The 17027-nt window shown below is 70.6% G+C and carries 16 protein-coding genes, 2 pseudogenes and 2 riboswitches; of the genes and pseudogenes, 3 read left to right on the top strand and 15 right to left on the bottom strand.

Translation table 11 applies throughout. From position 1 onward, the window contains the following. Positions 1-349: 349 nt before the first annotated feature. The 9 genes from FHX78_RS02715 to FHX78_RS02675 all read right to left on the bottom strand — a co-directional run bounded on the left by FHX78_RS02715 (position 350) and on the right by FHX78_RS02675 (position 9248). On the bottom strand, positions 350-760 hold the full coding sequence (locus tag FHX78_RS02715) for an FKBP-type peptidyl-prolyl cis-trans isomerase (RefSeq protein WP_145865858.1): 411 nt from the start codon (positions 758-760) through the stop codon (positions 350-352). A 202-nt stretch (positions 761-962) separates the two neighbouring features. After that, the gene (locus FHX78_RS02710) at positions 963-1748 is read right to left on the bottom strand and encodes an ABC transporter ATP-binding protein (protein WP_145865857.1); all 786 of its coding nucleotides are present in this window, start codon (positions 1746-1748) and stop codon (positions 963-965) included. Further along, complete coding sequence (locus FHX78_RS02705; protein WP_145865856.1) at positions 1745-2860, bottom strand: FecCD family ABC transporter permease; 1116 nt, start codon at positions 2858-2860, stop codon at positions 1745-1747. The genes FHX78_RS02710 and FHX78_RS02705 overlap by 4 nt, the downstream gene beginning before the upstream one ends. Next, positions 2857-3822 carry an ABC transporter substrate-binding protein gene (locus FHX78_RS02700; protein WP_145865855.1) on the bottom strand — a complete coding sequence of 322 codons (966 nt, stop codon included), beginning with the start codon at positions 3820-3822 and terminating at the stop codon, positions 2857-2859. Before FHX78_RS02700 ends, FHX78_RS02705 begins: the two co-directional genes overlap by 4 nt. 108 nt (positions 3823-3930) lie before the next feature. Next, positions 3931-4051, bottom strand: a riboswitch (cobalamin riboswitch). A gap of 91 nt (positions 4052-4142) precedes the next feature. Next, positions 4143-4892: a class I SAM-dependent methyltransferase gene (locus FHX78_RS02695; protein WP_145865854.1), complete on the bottom strand. Its 750-nt coding sequence runs from the start codon at positions 4890-4892 to the stop codon at positions 4143-4145. Further along, positions 4861-6129 carry an MFS transporter gene (locus FHX78_RS02690; protein ID WP_145865853.1) on the bottom strand — a complete coding sequence of 423 codons (1269 nt, stop codon included), beginning with the start codon at positions 6127-6129 and terminating at the stop codon, positions 4861-4863. The genes FHX78_RS02695 and FHX78_RS02690 overlap by 32 nt, the downstream gene beginning before the upstream one ends. Further along, complete coding sequence (locus tag FHX78_RS02685; RefSeq protein ID WP_145871581.1) at positions 6122-7363, bottom strand: ATP-grasp domain-containing protein; 1242 nt, start codon at positions 7361-7363, stop codon at positions 6122-6124. The genes FHX78_RS02690 and FHX78_RS02685 overlap by 8 nt, the downstream gene beginning before the upstream one ends. After that, positions 7360-8382: a cysteine synthase family protein gene (locus FHX78_RS02680; protein WP_145865852.1), complete on the bottom strand. Its 1023-nt coding sequence runs from the start codon at positions 8380-8382 to the stop codon at positions 7360-7362. Before FHX78_RS02680 ends, FHX78_RS02685 begins: the two co-directional genes overlap by 4 nt. Continuing rightward, on the bottom strand, positions 8379-9248 hold the full coding sequence (locus FHX78_RS02675; protein ID WP_145865851.1) for a GHMP family kinase ATP-binding protein: 870 nt from the start codon (positions 9246-9248) through the stop codon (positions 8379-8381). The genes FHX78_RS02680 and FHX78_RS02675 overlap by 4 nt, the downstream gene beginning before the upstream one ends. 245 nt (positions 9249-9493) lie before the next feature. After that, positions 9494-9665: riboswitch (cobalamin riboswitch) on the bottom strand. A gap of 252 nt (positions 9666-9917) precedes the next feature. Between FHX78_RS02675 and FHX78_RS02670 the strand changes: the two genes are divergently transcribed. Then, complete coding sequence (locus tag FHX78_RS02670; RefSeq protein WP_145865850.1) at positions 9918-10904, top strand: ferric reductase-like transmembrane domain-containing protein; 987 nt, start codon at positions 9918-9920, stop codon at positions 10902-10904. Positions 10905-10941: 37 nt separating this feature from the next. Here FHX78_RS02670 and FHX78_RS02665 read toward each other — a convergent pair. The 3 genes and pseudogenes from FHX78_RS02665 to FHX78_RS02655 form a co-directional block, all read right to left on the bottom strand. Then, positions 10942-11124: pseudogene (locus tag FHX78_RS02665) on the bottom strand (hypothetical protein); the annotation flags it as partial. 311 nt (positions 11125-11435) lie between these two features. Then, entirely contained in the window at positions 11436-12008 is a 573-nt protein-coding gene (locus FHX78_RS02660) for a GNAT family N-acetyltransferase (RefSeq protein ID WP_145865849.1), read from the bottom strand. Then, positions 12005-12393: pseudogene (locus tag FHX78_RS02655) on the bottom strand (tRNA (adenosine(37)-N6)-threonylcarbamoyltransferase complex transferase subunit TsaD); the annotation flags it as partial. The gene FHX78_RS02660 and the pseudogene FHX78_RS02655, both read right to left, overlap by 4 nt. A 506-nt stretch (positions 12394-12899) precedes the next feature. On the opposite strand from FHX78_RS02655, the gene FHX78_RS02650 reads away from it, so the two are divergent. Continuing rightward, positions 12900-13262 carry a hypothetical protein gene (locus FHX78_RS02650; RefSeq protein ID WP_145865848.1) on the top strand — a complete coding sequence of 121 codons (363 nt, stop codon included), beginning with the start codon at positions 12900-12902 and terminating at the stop codon, positions 13260-13262. Continuing rightward, complete coding sequence (locus FHX78_RS02645) at positions 13259-13918, top strand: nucleotidyl transferase AbiEii/AbiGii toxin family protein (protein ID WP_145865847.1); 660 nt, start codon at positions 13259-13261, stop codon at positions 13916-13918. Before FHX78_RS02650 ends, FHX78_RS02645 begins: the two co-directional genes overlap by 4 nt. Before the next feature lie 447 nt (positions 13919-14365). Here FHX78_RS02645 and FHX78_RS02640 read toward each other — a convergent pair whose 3' ends face one another. From FHX78_RS02640 to FHX78_RS37300, 3 genes are read right to left on the bottom strand one after another with little or no spacing between them, the layout of a single operon-like run. Continuing rightward, complete coding sequence (locus FHX78_RS02640) at positions 14366-15754, bottom strand: hypothetical protein (protein WP_145865846.1); 1389 nt, start codon at positions 15752-15754, stop codon at positions 14366-14368. After that, positions 15751-16011 (bottom strand): hypothetical protein, encoded by a 261-nt coding sequence (locus FHX78_RS38325; protein WP_483025210.1) that lies wholly within the window; start codon positions 16009-16011, stop codon positions 15751-15753. The genes FHX78_RS02640 and FHX78_RS38325 overlap by 4 nt, the downstream gene beginning before the upstream one ends. 58 nt (positions 16012-16069) lie before the next feature. Beyond that, entirely contained in the window at positions 16070-16471 is a 402-nt protein-coding gene (locus FHX78_RS37300; RefSeq protein ID WP_244403703.1) for a hypothetical protein, read from the bottom strand. Between the last annotated feature and the right edge of the window lie 556 nt (positions 16472-17027).

Here is a 17027-nt window from a genome sequence, read left to right as displayed (position 1 = left end):
GCGCAACCGATCGCGCCGCCCCGCCGTGACTGATCACCATTGTTCCAGGTGCGAGTGAGGGGCCGTCGGCCGAGGACCGTTCGGGAACGACGGCCGGAGACCGATCCGCTCAGCGGCCGTTTCCTCGTCACCGATCCGGACACCGGCGAGGAGTGCGAGGCCGACGTCTTCACTACGAGGACGAGGACCGCACCGCGTACGGGCTCACTCCCGGCAGATCGGAGAACTCGAGGTGTGGGCGCTGAAGTGCGCGGAGGATCTGGGTGCGCGCGGATCCACGACGGCAACGCCTGGGGCGAGGGCGAGGGCGAGGGCGAGGGCGCGGGCGCGGAAACAGGATCGGTCCGGGTCAGCGGGCGTTGCTCCAGCCGCCTGCGCCGGCGGAGTACGAGTCGAGCAGGTCCACCACGAAGACCAGGGTCGAGCCCGGCGGGATCAACGGCGAGGGCGACTGGTTGCCGTAGCCGAGACGCGGGGGAACGACGATCTCGCGCCGACCGCCGACCTTCATCCCCCTCAACCCCCGGTCCCAGCCCTTGATGACCCTGCCGCTGCCCAGTGCGAACTTGAAGGGCTGGTCACGGTCCCAGGAGGAGTCGAACTCCTTCCCGGTCTCGAAGGTCACCCCGACGTAGTGGACCCTGACCACCGTGCCCGGCTTCACCTCGGGTCCGTCCCCGACGACCAGGTCCCGGACGGTCAGTTCGGCAGGCGCGGCACCCTCCGGGACGTCGACCTCGGGCTTCGTCAGTTCACTCATCGCAGTTCCGTCACTCTCCGTCGCGGACCCTCGTGCGGGCCGACCCGGCCCATGGACACTCCATGCGGCAGAGGGTCACGCTAACGCGCACGCCGGTTTCCCGAGCGCACCGGATCAGTGGCCGCGCAGGGCGGTCCGTCGCACGGCCGGCGCACGAGCCCCCGCACACTCGGGCGGGACGCGGTGGCTCGGGTTGGTGCCTTCAGACGTGTGGCTCTTCGGGGAGGAACGTCACCTGCGGGGCGCCCGTGCGCGGATGGATGGTGACTTCCGTCTCCACTCCGTAGACCTCGGCCAGGAGGTGGGGGGTGAGGATCTCGGCGGGTGGGCCGGAGGCGGTGACCTCACCGGCGTGCAGGACGTAGAGGCGGTCGCAGTAGTAGGCGGCCAGGTTGAGGTCGTGCAGGGCCAGCAGGACGGTCGTGGGCAGGCGGCGCAGGGTGCCGAGCACGGACAGTTGGTGGCGGATGTCGAGGTGGTTGGTGGGTTCGTCGAGGACGAGGAGCGTGGGCTGCTGGGCGAGGGCGCGGGCGATGAGGACGCGCTGGCGCTCGCCGCCGGAGAGCCGGTCGAAGGGGCGGTCGGCCAGGTGGACGGCGTCGACCGCCAGGAGTGCGGAGTCGATGAGGTCGGCGTCCTCGGGGGTGTCACCGGCGAGGAGTCGTTTGTGTGGGGTGCGGCCCATGGCGACGACCTCGCGGACGGCGAGGTCGAAGTCGGCCGCCGAGTCCTGGACCACCGCTGCCACGGTGCGGGCCAGTTGCCGCACCGACAGTGACCAGGCGTCGCCGCCGTCGACGCGGACCTGACCGGTGTCGGGGCGCAGGACGCGGTAGACGGTGCGCAGGAGGCTGGACTTGCCGCTGCCGTTGGGGCCGACGAGCCCGATGGTCTCACCCGGACGGGCGGTCAGGGAGACGTCACGCACCAGGTGACGGGCTCCGGCGCTGAGCGTGACGCCGTCGACGCTCAGTTCGGTCGCGGTCATGCCACTCCTCGGTCGGTGCCGCGCCGGGCGTCCCGGCGCATCAGCCACAGGAAGAACGGCCCGCCGCACAGGGCCGTGAGTACGCCGACGGGTATCTCCATCGGCGCGGCGATCGTCCGCGCGGCGATGTCGGCCCAGATGAGGAAGACCGCTCCGCCGAGTGCCGCCGTCGGCAGGACCCGGCGGTGGTCGCCGCCGACGAACAGGCGCACGATGTGCGGCATCATCAGGCCGACGAAGCCGATGGGTCCGGCCGCCGCGACCAGCACGCCCGTGACGAGGGAGAGCACGACGAACAGACGAGCACGGAACCGGGCCACGTCCAGACCCATCGTGGTCGCCGCCTCCTCGCCGGCCAGCAGCAGGTTCAGGTTGCGGGCCTGCGCCATGAGGACGCCGACACCGAGCAGCAGGGCCGTGCTCGGCAGCCACAGGGTGCCCCAGTTGACCCCGCCGAGGCCGCCGAGGGTCCAGGCGAGAACCGCGCGGGCCTCGTTGCCCCGGTCGGTGGTGAGCAGCAGCAGATCGAGGACCGCGGTGAGTACCGCCGCGATCGCCACCCCGGACAGCACCAGCCGTGCCGAGGTGATGCGGCCGCCGGTGCGGGCGGTGGCGTACACGAGCAGGAGCGCGCCCAGGGCGCCCACGAAGGCGGCCACCGACAGGGAGGCCGGCCCGAAGAGGGTGACCCCGAACACGATCACGGAGACCGCGCCGAGGGACGCCCCGGAGGAGACGCCGAGCAGGTACGGCTCGGCGAGCGGGTTGCGCACCAGGGCCTGCAACGCGGTACCGATCACCGCCAGACCGGCCCCGGTGACCGCACCGAGCAGCACCCGCGGCGCCCGCACGTCCACCACAATGGTCTCCCGGGCCCGCGACCAGTCCGGATCCTGCCAGTCGGCACCCAGCGCGTGCGTCACGATGCCCCACACCTGGCCGGGCGGCACCTGGACGGAGCCGATGGCGAGGCCGGCCGTGGCGGAGACGACGAGCAGAGCGGCGAGTACGAGCAGCGTGACCGCCGGCCTCGTACGGCCCGCCCCGGGCCCGGTGGTCTTGTGCGGCTGAACCGTCCGCTCGGTGGACGCGCCGGTGGCGGCCTGGGTCACCGGAAGCTCTCGGGGTGCAGCCCGCGGGCCAGGTCCTCGACCGCGTAGGCCGAGCGGATGCCGACCAGGGTGGCGGTCAGCGGCAGGACGACGAACCGCTTGTTCCTGATGGCGGGTACGTCGGCGAGCGCGGGCTGGGAGAGCAGGAACTTCTTCTTCTCCCCCACGCTTCCGGCGCCGGCGTAGTCGTAGATGGCGATGACCTCCGGCTTGCGCTCGACGACCTGCTCCCAGGAGACGTCACCGAAGACGTCGTCGAGGTCGGTGAAGACGTTCTCGCCGCCGGCCAGCCGGATCAGCTCGGTGCCCAGGCTCTTGCCGCCCGCGGTGAAGGCGCTCTTGTCGCCGCTGTCGTAGACGAAGACGGGCAGCTCGGGCTCGCCCTCGACCGTGGCGGCGGCTTTGCCGACGCGGTCCTCGAGGTCGGCGACCAGTTCGTCGGCCCGGTCCGGGACGCCGAAGATCTTGCCGATGGTGCGGATCTCGTCGTAGGTGTCCTTCATCGTCACCGTCTTCTCGCCGCAGTACTCGCGGTTGAGGTAGCTGTCGATGCCGGCGTCGGCGAACGCCTTGCGGGAGCGGCCCTCCTTCTCGTCGAAGGCGCTGCCGTAGCCGCCGTAGACGAGGTCGGGTTCGGCGTCCAGGACGGTCTCGAAGGACGGTTCCCTCTCCGCCAGTTCCGGTACGGACTCGTAGTCCTTCTTCAGCTCGGGCAGGACGGCGGAGTCGGGGAAGGCCGTTCCGGCCATGCGGTCCTTCAGACCGAGGGCGAGCATGAGCTCCGCCGGGTGCTGGTGGATGGTGACCACCCGCGACGGCGGCTTGTCGTACGTCGTCTTCACGCCGCAGTTGTCGATGGTGACCGGGAAGCCCTCGGGCGCGGCCGCGGTGGCCTCTGCGTCGGCGCCGCTCTCGTCGGACGCACCGCAGCCGGTGGTCAGCAGCACGGACGAGAGAACCATGGCAGCGGCCGTGGAACGAAGGAACCCGCGCGTGCGGGCAGGGGTGAACAATTGGGACACGTGAAGCCTCCTGGAGTCCGCGCTCCTCGGATCGGGCCCGCGACGGACCAGTGTCCTGACTCCCGGATCGACGTTCCCTCCGCCTTCCCGCGCACAGCGCAGTGGCATGTCGGAGGGGCGCTCCCCGGTCACAGTGGCGGGACCGTGCCGGATTCGCACCGGCTTCCTGTCTCCCGTCGCGGCGATGACCAGGTGATCCTACGGCTTCCCGAGCCGACGGCACATGGGCGTGCGGACCCGGCCGCACGCCCCGCCTTTCCTCACGCCTCGCGCACAGCCCGAAGGACGAGCCGCTCGGCACTCTCGTCGTAGGGGCGCCCGTCGAACCCGCCGAAGACCTGCACGCGGCCGAACCCCGCCTCCTCGGCCATCCGCCGCAGCTCCACCGCGCTGTACACGAACCACGTCAAGGTGGCCCGCGTCACCCGCTCGCCCCGGACCAGCACCCACTCGCTGCGCAGCCGCGCCCACTCGTCCAGCACGGTGTCGGTCTGCACCATCACGTCGTCGCCCCGCCGCACCACCTTGGGCGGGGTGACCCTGCGGGCCAGGAGCTCCTTCCCGGCGAGGTCGAGGACGAGGGTGCCGCCGGGTGCCAGGCAGGTGTACATGGTGCGCAGCACGCGCGCGTTGTCGGCGGGGTCCTCGAAGTACCCGAAGGAGGTGAACATGTTGAGGACGACGTCGAAGCCGCCCGGTGCCTCGTACTCGCGGGCGTCGGCCCGCACGTACGTCACCTCGACACCGGCGTCGGCCGATCGCTTGTGTGCCCGGTCCAGCATGGCCGGGCTCAGGTCCACTCCGGTCACGCGGTGACCGCGGCGGGCGAGCGGCACGGTGAACACCCCCGGCCCGCAGCACAGGTCCAGCACGCGCGACCCCTGTGGGAAGACCAGCAGGGGGGAGTTGTCGAGCAGTTCACCGGCCTGCTCGTAGCGCTGCTCGGAGAAGAGGAAGTCGTGGAACTCGGTCCAGAAGTCATCGTCCTGGAATCCGCCCGTCCGTGTCATCGCGCGTCAGTGCTCCTTCATGGTCGCCGTCGGGGACAGGACGCCGCGCCGTGCGACGGCGCAGCACCAGCAGAAGAGGGGGAAGCAACAGACACTGGGCGGCTGCCAGCAGCCAGAACCAGCCGGTGTGTCCGGCCCGTTCGCCGAGGCCGTACAACTGCCCGCCCAGCATGCCGCTCGCGCAGGCGCCCAGGCCCGCGGCCAGCCGCTGCTGGCCGAAGACCACGGCGTCGGAGCGAGGGCTGCGGCGCAGCGCCTCCAGGTCGTTCTTGAGGAACAGCACGATGTCGCCCAGCGTGATCAGCGCCCCGCCCATGAGCAGCGCCGCCCGCGTACCGGCCGCCAGCACGGCCAGGCCCGCCGCCAGGCCCGTGAAGCCGACCGCGAGGGCGACGGCGTACGGCATGCGCCGGATCAGGCCGGAAGCGAGCGGCTGTACGACGATGACCAGCGTGAAGCAGAGCAGCAGCACCACGCTGTAGAACGCGCTGGAGGCGCGCTCGACGGCGTACACCGCCAGGAAGTGCTGGAAGTGGAAGTAGAGGTAGAAGGCCAGCGCGTTGGCGGCGAACGGCAGGAGTGCCACGCCGGCCAGGAGGCTCGGTCGGGCCGTATCCTTGGCTTCGGCGGGGTGCGTTCCGTCGGTTCCGGGCAGCCGTGCGTGTCCCGCCGTGACCGCGAGGAACAACGTCGTGACGGCCGCGAACAGCCAGCCGGGCGAGGACAGGACGAACGGTCCGGCGATGAGCGGGCCCACAGCCATGCCGGCGTTGAGTGCCGCGTTGCCCGCCGACAGGAACGCCGGGCGGCGCTCGTCGTCGACGCCGTGCACCAGGTACGCCTTGTTCGCGGGCAGGTAGAGCGCGGCACCGCAGCACGTCAGGACCAGCGCCCAGATCGCGAGGGGCGGCCAGCGCAGGGCCGGCAGGAGCCCGGCGAAACCGGCGGTGCGTAGGGCGAGTGCCCACAGCATCGTGCGGCGCAGTCCGATCCGGTCCGCGAGGGCGCCGCCGACGATGCCGCCGGAGAACTGCACGAGGGACGCCACGGCCAGGACGACCCCGACTGTGCCGAGCCCCATCCCGAGCCGTTCGTGGAGGAACACCGACATGAACGGCAGGACCATGAAGCTGCCGAGCGGGATGAGGAACGAGCTGAGCAGGAGGAACCGCAGCGGGCTGGTGAGCGGGAACAGCGAGGCCCGCAGGCCCGGTCCCCGGGTGGTGCGCTCACCCACCGGGCGCCCTCAGGCCGACCGGGTCAGTGAGTACACGCAGGGCGCCTGCGGCGGCCACCGCGCGGTGGGTGGCGAGTTCGGCGGTCTCCGCCTCGGCGTACACGATGCCCGCGTATCCACGGCTGTCGCCCAGGTGCTCGATGAGGTCGCCGGTCTGCTTGACCGGGTACCAGGCGGGCGTCCCCGGCATGTCGGTGAGCCGGTCGAGCCCGGCGACCCCGGTGAACACGCCGGGCGCGGCCGGATAGCCGAGAACGAAGGCGACGGCCGGACCACCGGGAAGGGCCGCGTCCATGAGACGGGGACGGCGGCCGAGCGCGGCCTCGATCATCGCCTCGTACACGTTGACGCCGAGCGCCCGGCACATGCCCTCTCCGACCAGCGCGCCCCCGATCCGGGGATTGACCTCCACCACCTCCGGGCCGTCGGCGGTCAGCACGAACTCCACATGTGCGAACCGGTCGGTGTACCCGATGGCGGCGAGCACCCGGTCGAGCCAACGCTCCAACGATGTCCGCTGCGGGTCCGGGAAGGCGACGGGAAAGGCGGTGATCTCCTCCCGGAAGTGCGGCTCCGGTGACATGAGCCGGCTGGAGACGCCCAGCAGCCGGGTGCGGCCGTCCCAGGTGAGCGTCTCGGCGCTGTACACCGGGCCGCTGAAATAGGGCTCGGCGAACAACCGTCCTCTCAGGTCCCGACCGGACGCCTCCGCCAGCGCCGCGTCGAGTTCGCCCTCGTCACGGACCAACCACACGTTCTGGCTTCCCGTGCCCGCGGTGTCCTTGAGCACGAGCGGCAGTCCCGCCTCCTTGAGCAGCAGCCCGCGTGGCTCGCGGTCCGGGTCGGCGTTCTCGACGGCCCTTGCGCGGGTGAGGCCCGCGCGGTGCAGTCTGTTGCGTACGGCGGCCTTGTCCCGGGTCAGTCGCAGTACGGCTGGATCGAGACCGGGCAGGCCGAGGCGTTCGGTGAGGGAGGCGCCGGCCAGGGTCCAGGTGTCGGTGGAACTGATCAGGCCGCGCAGCCCCGGGGTGCGCCGGAGCAGATCGGCGACCCGCTCCACGTCGAAGGTGTCGGTCACGACGACGTCGAGGGCGTCGGCGGGCAGCCGGTCCAGTTCGTAGGCGTAGTAGGCGGGGTCCCGGGTGAGGAGCAGCAGGCGCTCGCCGAGCCGGTCGGCCGCGCGGACCAGATGGCCGAGGCCGAAGGTCAGTGACTCCAGGCAGGCCACGGTCATGCCGCCCGCTCCTTCCAGTGGGCCGGGCAGGGAGTGCGCCGCCACGTCATTCTCGACCACGGCATGGTCATCTCCTCCGGACCGCGGACCTCGACGGGCTTCAGCGCGGCCGGATCCAGGGCCTCGGCGTGCCGGGCGAACACACGCTCCACGTAGCGGTGTCCGGTGTCGGCCCCTACCACCAGGTGCAGTCGGTCGGGGTGACGGCGGGCCTCGTACAGCGCCGTCAAGAAGCCGGCACCGGTGGACAGCCCGGCGAACACCGCGTGCTCGCGCAGCAGGGCGACCGCGCCGGACATGGCGTGGGTGAAGTCCAGCCAGTGCACGGTGTCGTAGAGATGGTGGCGGACGTTGTCGAAGACGATCGACGAGCCGATGCCGGCGATGATCGCCTCGGGATCGTGATGGTCCTGGCTGCCGAAGGTGACGCTCCCGAAGGGCTGGACGCCGACCAGACGCACCGAGGGGTCCGTAACGCGCAGGTGTTCCACGATGCCGCCGGTCGAGGCTCCGGAACCCACCCCGCCGACGACGGTCAGCGGTGTCGCCGGGAACTCCGCCGCGATCCGGTCGGCGACCTCTTGGTAGCCGAGGTAGTGGACGTCGTCGTGGTACTGGCGCATCCAGTGGTGCCCGGGATCCTCGGCGAGGATCTCGCGCACCCGCCGCACCCTCAGTTCCTGGTCGAGCCGGAGGTTTTGCGACGGTCTGACCTGTTCCACCGTAGCGCCGAGGATCTCCAGCTGAGCGAGGGTGGTGGCGTCGACAGTGGTGGACGCGACGATGCGGCACCGCATGCCGTAGCGGTGGCAGGCCAGTGCGAGGGCGTAGGCGTAGATGCCGCTGGAGCTGTCGATCAGGGTCTGGCCCGGACGGACCGTGCCCCGTTCCAGCAGATGACGGACGGCGGCCAGGGCCGAGTAGATCTTCATCGACTCGAACCGCAGCAGGACCAGGCCGTCGGTGAGCCGGACGAGGTCCGGGACTTTCAGGGCGTCGGCGATGTGGGGGTGGATCACCCGTAGCCTCCTTGGGCGAAGGTGCACTGGTGGCCGAGCGAGTGGAGGAACGCGGAGAGTTCGGACTTGACCTCGGCCGGTGGGCGTGAGGCGAAGAGATAGCCGGCCAGGCAGCCGGTGTGGGCGACGAAGATGCCGTCGGCACCGAACCGTTCACGATGGGCTCGCAGGCTGCCGAAGGTCGCCTTGGGCAGTACCTCCTGGGACAACGCGGCGCTGACCGTCGCGGCACGCGCTACGGCGGCCGGGTCGCCCGAATCGAAGCCCTTCACCAGATCGGTCAGGCACCGCTGGTACTCCTCGCTGCGGCGCCGGTAGTGGTCCAGCAGCAGGGGAGTGACGGCGGCGGTGTCCACCGTGCCGGGTTCCGTGACGTAGGCGGTGTGGAAGCCGATGTCCGGGCCCAGTCGCCGCACCACCCGGTGCCGGCCGCTGAGGTACAGGGCGAACTCGTCGAGGAAGACGCTGTCGGCGCGCTCGATGCCCGCCAGGACGCCGAGGACCACGTCCGTGTCGTACGGCAGGGAGAAGACACGGAACAGGCAGCGCAGCGTCGCCACGATGTCCGCCGTGGAACTGGCCATCCCCACGCCCACCGGCAGTTCGGAGTGGGTGTGCCAGTCGCCCGGTGGCAGGGTGAGGCCGTAGTGGTCCAGGAAGAGCCGGGCCGCTGTCGCCGACTTCTCACCGAGTGCCGACGGACGCGGCGAGCCGGCCGTCGTCCTCGGTGTGAAGTACACCCAGGAGTGACGGTCCACGGGGAAGGACACCACCGCGATCTCAGGATCGGTGCCCGCTCGCAACGGGCCCTGGTACAACTCGCCCAGAGTGCCGTGGCAGACACCGGACACCGTGCCGCCGGACACGCCCGGTTCCTGGAGGACGCCCGCGACGGGTTGGAGAATCGTCGGCCCCGGTCCGTCGGACGACACGTCGCCCCGGGGTCGGTACGGCCGACGCGAACCGGCTGGGTCCCGCACACCATCCTCCTCCGTACCGGGCCTTGAACACCGACAGGGAAGGAGGCGCAGCCACACGCACGACGGACGACCGCCCGTACCGCCGACCCGGTCCACGAGGTCACGAGCACAGCCCGCGCGGGACGCGGGCGCAGTGGCAGGTCCTCGGACTCGCGGGCACGTCCGCCGAAAGGGCCGACACCTACCGGCCGTCTCTTCCCCGGCCCTGACGTGGACCCCGTGACATCGACGGCTTTCGTTCCCACTCACCGCTGTGGGACAGCCCCGGATTCGCACCGGGTTCCCTCTTGTGCCGCGCCACCGGGCGTCCGGGTGGACGGGAGGCGCGAACCGACTGCGTGCATCAGCGTAGAGGCGCTCGTATTCCTGCGACAGTGGGGCTTCGGCGGTTGTCTTGAATGTGGAGGGGAGGCGGAGACCAGGTGTGCCCCGTGCGGTTCCCGTGGTGGCTCTGGCCGGATAACGCCTCTGAGGATCACTGCCCCGTCAGTCAGACTTGTTGCCTCACGCCACATGCGCACCGTTGCTGCGGTGGCCCGTGCCCGGAGGCCCCTGATGACGTCAGACGCGAGGCCGGACGAAGACGGGGCAACAGCCCCGCCCGAACGGCGACAGCCTCCCGGTGACCGCGTCGCGCTGCGCGGCGACCTGCGGGCCGCCCTGCCCGACGCCACCGCGGCGATGGTGGTCACGGCGCTCGTGTTCGCGTTCCTGTGGGCGCGCATGGAGTCCGGCGCGTCGGACACGGTCGCGGTCATGCCGTTCATGGACGACCCCGGCACCTACTGGATGTACCTGCTCAGTCAGGCGTTCGGGTGGTCGGGCCTGCTGTGGGCCTGGGGCACGGTCATGCTCGGTCTGCTGCTGTCGGGGCCGCGCCCCGCCCGGCTGCCGGTCTCCCGGCAGGTGCTGGAGCGCTGGCACCGCACCACGAGCCTGACGACGACGGCGCTGATGTTCGCCCACGCGCTGATGTTCGCGGCGGAACTCGTGCGCTACGAGACGAAGGTGGACTGGGCGGAACGGTTGTGGGTGGCCTTCGCCGACAGCTTCGTGCCCGGTTGGTACGACTCCGGGACCGGCCGGATCGCCATCCCGATCGGCCAGGGTGCCCTGTACCTGGCGATTCCGCTGGGACTGTTGTTCTACGTCCGGCACCGCATCGGAGCGAACACCTGGCGACGGCTGCACCGTTTCGTGATCGTCGTCTACGTGCTCAGCGTGTGGCACACCCTGCTGTACGGAACCAACGTCTGGTACGGGGAGTGGCCGCGCACCGTGCTGTGGCTACTGCAACTCCCGGTCGGGGTACTGCTGTTGCTGCGTCTGCTGAGACCTGCCCGGCGGGCCGAACGGCTGGGTGCGCCGAAGGGCGGCGTGGGCGCGGCCCGTCCGGCCTGGTGGGCGCGCGCGGCAGGACGGGCCGCCGTCGCAGCCGTGCTTGTCGGGCTGGTCATCGTGGTGGTGTCCGGCCGTGACGGCGGACGGGACCGTCCGACTCATCCGCCCGCGACGGCCCCCCACACCCAGGAGACGGACTGACGACCGGCACGGCGTCCCGGGAGGGGATGCTGGCCGACGACAGGGCTTCCTGGATCTCCGCCCTGCTCCGCTCCTCGTAGCCGGCCGTGTCGATCCGCCCGGAGCGCGGGTCGGCGCGGGCGGTGCGCAGTTCGCCGGTCTGCGGTAAGGAGCCGATGCTCGTGGTCGGCAGCAGTATCAGCCCGAGGTGGGCGCGCTGGGCGGTGGCGCGCTCCGCATACAAGGCAGGGCCGTCCGCCTGATAGGTACGCCGACCCGCCCCCGAGGCCACCGGGATGTCCGCGCACAAATGGTTCGCGCACGGGCAGTCGGCCCGTCAAGAACGCGGACGCTCCTGATCCGGGCGGTGACCATGTCACGCGCCCCGAACGGTGCCAGGACCCCGCCGTCTCGGGCCAGTACTTCACGAACGGCAGGGGCGGGGCAGGGGTCGGCAGTGGAGCGCCGGGGACCACGTTGTGGCGGGCTCGGTGACGATGTCGGGGAAATGGCGGCGGATTTCAGCGGTGTGCGAGGCGGGGCGCCGAAGGCTCACAGGGGGAACGGGGCGAGGGAACGGGCGGGGTGGCGCGGACCGAGGAAGACGACGATGCCCTTGCCGCCGGGGGAAGGGCGGGTGGCCTGCGTCCAGCCGTGGCGGCGGTAGAAGGCCAGGGCCCGCCCGTTACGGACCGAGGTGAGCAGCCATGCCCGCCCCTCGGGCGCGTCTGCGGTCACCGCGTCGAGGAGGCGGGCGGCGAGGCCGGTACCGCGGGCGGTGGGCCTGACGGCGAGTTCGTCGATCTCCCGGGCTCCGCACAGCCAGTCGGCGGTGCGGTCGTTGCCGAGGCCGGCGGCCGCCTGGGGATAGCAGCGGTCGGTGGGGAAGGGGGCCGGAGTGGTCATCGCGGTGGCGAAGCCGACGACCTCTCCGTCGCGCACGGCGGTCGCGGCGGTGAACCCGGCACGCCGTACGCTCACCGGCAGCCGGGAGACGAACTCGGTTGCCTGCGCCTCGTCCTCGTTCCAGGGCGGGGTGCAGAAGGCGTCGACGTACACCGAACGCAGTGACTCGGTGTGCGCGAGTATCCCGGCGTCCCGGTACACACGGATGTCGGTGGTCATGAGGCGGCCACCGCCTTCCCCATGACGACGGGATGCAGTGCGGCGTACTCCAGCGGTGCCGGCGCGGAGCCCACCCGTACCAGAAGGTCGCCGACGGGGGCGGTCCTCGCGCCGCTGCCAGTGCACAGCCGCAGCGGCGGCAGTCGCAGTTCGACGCCCGCCGCCAGACGGTGCTCCTCGGCCGGCGACCGTACCCGCGAGTCCGCGGCGACACCGCCGATCACGACAGGGTGCCCACGCCGTGCTCGGCGCAGGCCGTGACCGCATCGATGGCCGGACCGTCCGGATACGGCAGCCCGAAGACCCGTGCCGCCTCGTCGAACCACTCCGCGACCGCGTCGTCCAGCGTGTTCCCGAGGCGTGTGATCAGGTCCCGGGCCAGGTCCGCTCCCGTCTTGTCGCAGGACGACTCGATGCCCGGCGCCATCGCAGACCCTCACGGCCAACCTTTCTGTCACAGATAAGTTGTTGCAATTATTATGCAATAAGGTCTCCGACGATGTGTACCAAACCGGCTCCGCACACATGGCCGCCCCCGGAGGGTGCGGCCTGGACTCCTCCGGCGCTGCCCCAGATCCCGAGGTGCGCAGCAGTGACCCGCGCCCGGCTGCCATGGGCCACCGCGGCGAAAGTCGTCCGGGCCGGCGCCGACGGCTGGGGCGGCCCGCCGGATGCCGCACGGTCCGTCCCGCTCAAGGCCCTCGGCCGCGACGAGTCCGCCGCCCTTCGCGCCATGGCCGACGGAACCTGCGTCCAGGTGATGGAGGCGTCGGCTGGGGCTCGTCCGCCATCCGTACCGAACGCGGCGTTCGGCCGTCGACCTCTCCCTACGTACGACAGGGGGACCCCGTATCCGCCATGCCGCCGCCTCCCAGCAGTGATACTGGATGCATGGACACGACGACCACCGAGCCCCGCGCCGAGGTGCTGCGGGACCGCTATCGCAGCCGACTGCCCGAGCGCTTGCAGGAGCTGGCCGGCCCCATCGAGGGCAACGTGGACCTGCCGCTCCACATCGTCTGGTCCGGGCGGACGAGCTACAGCCTGGACCGTCCGAAGTCCCGCATGACGCTCTACCGGACCGTCCTCGCCGAAGGACTGCGCCAGGACCTGGTGACCCTCCTGCACCACCGGCTGCTCGCCGATCAGTGGCCCGTGCTGCGGCGCTTGATCAGTCCCTACATCCGCGAGGTCTGGGAGGACGCCTTCCCCGAGCTGCTCCGCACCGCTCCGGCCGACACGACCGCCGCATGAAGCTCACTCCGCTCCACGAGCGCCTCCTCGCCGACATCCTCGACCTTGGCTCCCCCTACCCTCTGGTCCTCACCGGCGGATACGCCGTGCAGGCTCACGGCCTGGTCGAACGCATCAGTCGTGACCTCGACGTCGCCACCGAGAACCCCGCTCCGATGCAGGAGATCGTCGCCTCACTCACAGCTGGCCTCAGCGCGCGCGGATGGCGGACCACGCACGTCCAGACCGATCCGCTCAGCGGCCGGTTCCTCGTCACCGATCCGGACAGCGGCGAGGAGTGTGAGGTCGACGTCCTCAAGGAGGCGTTCTGGGCTCCGCCCGCCCAGACCCCCTACGGCCCCGTTCTTTCCCTTGAGGACGTGATCGGCACCAAGGTCCGCGCCCTCGCCGACCGCGGCACCGTCCGCGACCTCATCGACGTCCAGGCTGCCTCCCGCCACCGCTCCACCGCCGACCTCGAATCCCTGGGCCGCCGTCGCGCCCACAACGAGTTCAGCCTCGAAGACCTCCGGGACCGGCTCATCGGCGCGGACTGGTACGAGGATGAGGACTACACCGCGTACGGGCTCACTTCCCGGCAAATCGAGGAACTCAAGGCGTGGGCGCTGGAGTGGGCGGAGGATCTGGGTGCGCGGATCCATGACGAGAACGCCTGAGAGGCGGTCATCGCGTCCATCCTCTCCAGCGCCGTTGCAACGACAGGATGCGGTGTAGCCAGCAGGTTCCAACGCGAAGCCGTCCACGGTGGTGGCTACCTGCACGGCGGATGTGCAGGGTAGCCGAGCGATACCCGGCAGTGGCCATCGTGCTTGATGCCGTGAGCCTCGGCGTATTCGTCAGATCGTCGATCACGCGAAGGCGGCTGGACTACTCCCCGGGCGAAACGGCGTACAACGTGGACTCGCTGACCATTGCCCGCTCGTACGCCGCTCGGTCACTGCCGTGGGTGACGCTGCCGTCCTTCGGGGCGGGGGAGCAAGGCCATGCTCTGCATCGCCCGCGCCTACACCGTCACCGCGAGTCGGGGCCCACGCTCCTGGCCGTATGTGGTTTGGTCGTCCGCCCAGAGGCCGTCCGGACGGACCTGTCGTCTCAGCGGTGCGTCAGCGAGACGAGCACGCGCAGGGTTCCTCGTTCTGCCCCGGCAGCAGCCGCAGGGCGAAGACGGAGCCGTCGGCGTGGACGGAGACCGGACCGCCCCAGTCCTTGTCGAAGGTGAGGCGGGGGCGGACGTGGCGGCTCGCGTGGACGAGGGCGCGGTACTCCTCGATGTCGCCCCTGGCGAGGAGTCGGAAGACCTCCTTGTCCACGCCGGAGAACGCCTCGACGCGGGGGCCGTTGAGGCGGAAGACGTGGTCGGTGCCGACGTACTCGTTGCCGAAGAGGGTGTGGGCGGCGTCCTGGATGCTCATGCTGGCCGCGTGTTCGAGACCGGTGAAGCGTTTGCGGCCCTGCCGGTCGGTCAGGTGGCGGGCGGTGGCGTGGCCGGAGCCGGTGAAGGCCATGAGGCCCGCTGCCGTGGTGTGAGCCAGGGATTCCTGGAACCAGGCGTAGTCCTTCGGCTGCACGTGGCAGCCCCGTACGGGCTCCCGTGCCACCAGGCCCTCGGCCGGCGGATGGATGTCCGGCATCACGTTCGCCTGGAACGGCGGGGCGTTCCGGTTCGCTTCCCGGCCCTCTGCCGGGGACAGACGACCGCTGCTGCCCGGCGCTTGGAGGGCGTGGACGGTCATCGTGGCGCCGTCCGTCGGGAGTTGTGTGCTGAACAGCAGGCCGGGGGTCTCGTTCCACGTGCCGATGTGGACCGCTTCAGAGTGGGCCGAGGCGGATGCCAGTTGCTCGGCGGAGGTGGCGGAGTCGCTGTGGTTGCCCTTGCAGGCGAGGGTGATGGCAAGGGACGGCTCGCCCGGCCGCCAGACCTCGGCGAAGTACTGGGGACGATAGCGATACCTCACCTTCTCGCCGTTGTCCCTGCTGGTGAGGGCCCAGCCCGCGCGTAACGCCGTGTCTGCGGGGACCATCGTCACCGAATGGTCGGGGAAACGGCTGCGCAGCATGTGCTCGCTGAGCGTGAGCGCGAAGCCGATGCCGAGCTCCCTGGACTGCAGCGACTTGTAGTGGTCCGCGATGCGGTGGCCTTCGTCGGTGAGGCCGAGGAAGGAGTCACGACCGCCGGCCAGGGCCTGGGTGTACTTGAGTGCGCCCCAGTGCTCCGCCAGCCCTCGGCCCGCACCGCGCCACGACAGGGCAGTGGCCCGGGCGAGGGTGTGGAGCACGTCCCAGAGGGTCACTTCGAACTGCCGGGGCAGCTCTGTCGGCAGGATCGGGACGAGGGCGGGCTTCCGGCGGAGCGGCTCGTCCTCGTTCTCCTTCCGCTTCTCGTCGTCCGCCGTGATGGCGGCCTTCACCTTCCCGACGAGCGCGTCGTCGGAGTGGACGGAGACGTTCGAGGGCCGGGTCAGGTCCTGGAGCACTTCCTCGGTCGGCTTCAACAGCTCTCCTTCACCGTGTGCGTGGGCGGTTCGCCATCGGCTGGACCGTACGGAAGGGAGGAGCGGCGCACGCAAGTGGGCAGGGGCGCGTGAGCCGGACTTCGGCCCGGGCGGTCGGTGTCAGCGCCTCGACCCCGCCTCGATCGCGAGTTCCACGCTGCCGAGGGCCTCGGGCGGGCGGCAGGCAGCGAGCCGGTTTCCGGGCGGAAGAGCGACCCGAGATAGACCAGTAATGGCAGACGCGCAAATCCGAACACGCTCAGATGCTGCACGGATTCCCGCTCTGTCCCTGGTCGCAGCCGGTTTCGGACCACGTCATCGATGACCTTGGTCGCCTGCCGATAGTAGTGACGGCTGGCCTCGGCGGCAGGCGTCCCAGGCAGCGGCTGCCTGCTCGCCGGGAATGTGCCGCAGATCTATCTCCACACCGTGCCGTGAGTAGGACTCCAGATACAAAGGAAACCGGCGGCCTGCCGTCACAGCGTTCGCAGCGGTCTCCCGCGACAGCTCGACGGCATTTCCGTGCACCGACCCCACCATCCGCACCACCGTGGTGGCCCTCTCCGGCCCCAACGCGGTCAGGTGCCTGACACGGTCCTCATGCTCCTGCTTCACACGGCGCAGCCACTCGACGGTGAAGACGTCCAGCGCGACCTTCGCATCGATCTCCATATGTTGCTGGGCACACAGCAGCATCAGATTGTCCGATGTGCGCAACCTCCCCCAAAGGAAGCGTCCGTCCCGACATCGCCCCCTCCAGCAGGTACGCGTTGCACAGCATGCACCTGCCTCCACTGCGCACCCACACGGCGAGAACCGCCTTGGATGAAAGACGGCTCCGTTTCCCACCGCTCCCGCTCATCAGCGCTGCCTCCATCCCTTCGCGACAGACCAGACGCTAGACGACACCTCCCCTGACACCAGGGGGATCACCAGGGGGATTTGACAAAGCGCGGCGCACCCTGGAAATGCGGCTCCGCACGAGGGCGTGTCCGTGGCGGACCGATATGCGCCCGCAGTGGGCGTCGTCGAAAGCCTCAGCAGAGCTGCCGGCGTATCCAGTCCCTGCTGCACCTGCGAGTCATGCGGGCGGTTGGACGCCAGCTGCGCCTCGACTTCACCGGGGCCCGGGGTGCCGGTCCTCATCGCGTCCGCGGCGCTCACTGACACCGATCACCTCGTGGCCGTGCCCTCACGCGCCTGATATGCCGTCAGGTAAGTCAGCGTTTCGTCAGCATCGGTCCTGGCGCGTTCGCGAAGAGTGTTCGGGTAG

The organism is Streptomyces capillispiralis, assembly GCF_007829875.1.
GTDB classification, from domain to species: domain Bacteria; phylum Actinomycetota; class Actinomycetes; order Streptomycetales; family Streptomycetaceae; genus Streptomyces; species Streptomyces capillispiralis.
Note: the sequence above shows the minus strand (reverse complement) of the source record. Positions and strands in the feature narration are given on the sequence as shown.